The 1,227-nt window shown below is 56.6% G+C and carries 1 protein-coding gene; it reads right to left on the bottom strand.

Features of this window, described 5'->3' with window-relative positions:
* Positions 1 to 7: 7 nt before the first annotated feature.
* Positions 8 to 1,168: an IS30 family transposase gene (locus AWB80_RS42745; RefSeq protein ID WP_061180605.1), complete on the bottom strand. Its 1,161-nt coding sequence runs from the start codon at positions 1,166 to 1,168 to the stop codon at positions 8 to 10.
* Positions 1,169 to 1,227: the final 59 nt, after the last annotated feature.

Raw genomic sequence — 1,227 nt, 5'->3', positions numbered from 1 at the left:
GGCGGATTCAACCGGTCGATGCAACGATTTGGTTAAATCGCTCAGCTGGCGTATCGAAGTTGAGCGTTTTTCGGGGACGTTCGTTGAGCCGCCTGGCTACGGCATCCAGCTTGGCCTGGGAGTAGGCAGATAGATCAGTACCCTTCGGGAAGTATTGCCTCAGAAGCCCATTCGTGTTTTCGTTCGAACCGCGTTGCCAAGGATGCTGTGGGTCGCAGAAATAGACCTCAATGTCGGTAGCGACAGTAAAGCGGTTGTGGTCGGTCATTTCCGAGCCCCTGTCCCACGTCAGCGATTTATATAGTTCTCGAGGTAACTTGCTGGCGTGTCGTATCAGCGCGTCAACTACAGCCTCAGAATCTTTGCTGACGACTTTTACCAACATGACGAATCGACTTTGACGTTCGACGAGAGTTGCAATCTGGCTCGTAGCATTGCCATACAGCAAGTCACCTTCCCAGTGCCCGGGTATGGCGCGATCCTCTGCTGTAGCAGGGCGTTCACTGATCGACACGGCGTCGCGAATGTTCGTGCGGCCCTCAGTTTTCAGTGTGTGGTGACGGGACCGGCGCATGATTCGAGAGCGTCGCAAGTGGTCAAGCAATTCCTTTTTCAGGGCCCCGCGAGCTTGAATATAGAGGCTCCGATAGATTGTCTCGTGCGACACCAGATAGTCCTTGTTGACCGCATAAGCATGTCTGAGCCAACCGGCAATCTGCTCAGGGGACCACTGCAGCTTCAGCTTTGCAGCGACAACTCGCGCCAGCGTCTGGTTTCGCACCAATTTGCAAACCTTAGGCCGACGTGCCCGCTCCCAGGCGATCGCATCCGCCTGGCTTGCTCGATAGCCTTGGCTGCCTCCGTTGCGCTGCAACTCGCGACTTATAGTGGAAGGGGCGCGTCCCAGCCGGGCTGCTATCGACCGAATCGATAGTCCGGACACCAGGGAGCGGGAAATCTCCTCTCGCTCGCCGAGCGTCAATGCCCGTGGCGCGCGGTGCCTTTGCAGCGGCTGAATGCCGCCGGCCTCCGATAGTATCCGCTGAATCGAAGAATGGCCTCGATCGAACAGTTTAGCAATCTGATGAATCGTATCGCCCTTGCGCCATCGGTCCCACATCAGCGCCTTCTGGGTCTCGGAGTAGTAAATTCTCGGCCGCTGCTTCATTTGCAACACCTCCGCTCTCACGCAGATTCTAGGCGTTGCATCGACCGGTTGAATCCGCG

The organism is Caballeronia pedi, assembly GCF_001544915.2.
GTDB classification, from domain to species: Bacteria; Pseudomonadota; Gammaproteobacteria; order Burkholderiales; family Burkholderiaceae; genus Caballeronia; species Caballeronia pedi.
Note: the sequence above shows the minus strand (reverse complement) of the source record. Positions and strands in the feature narration are given on the sequence as shown.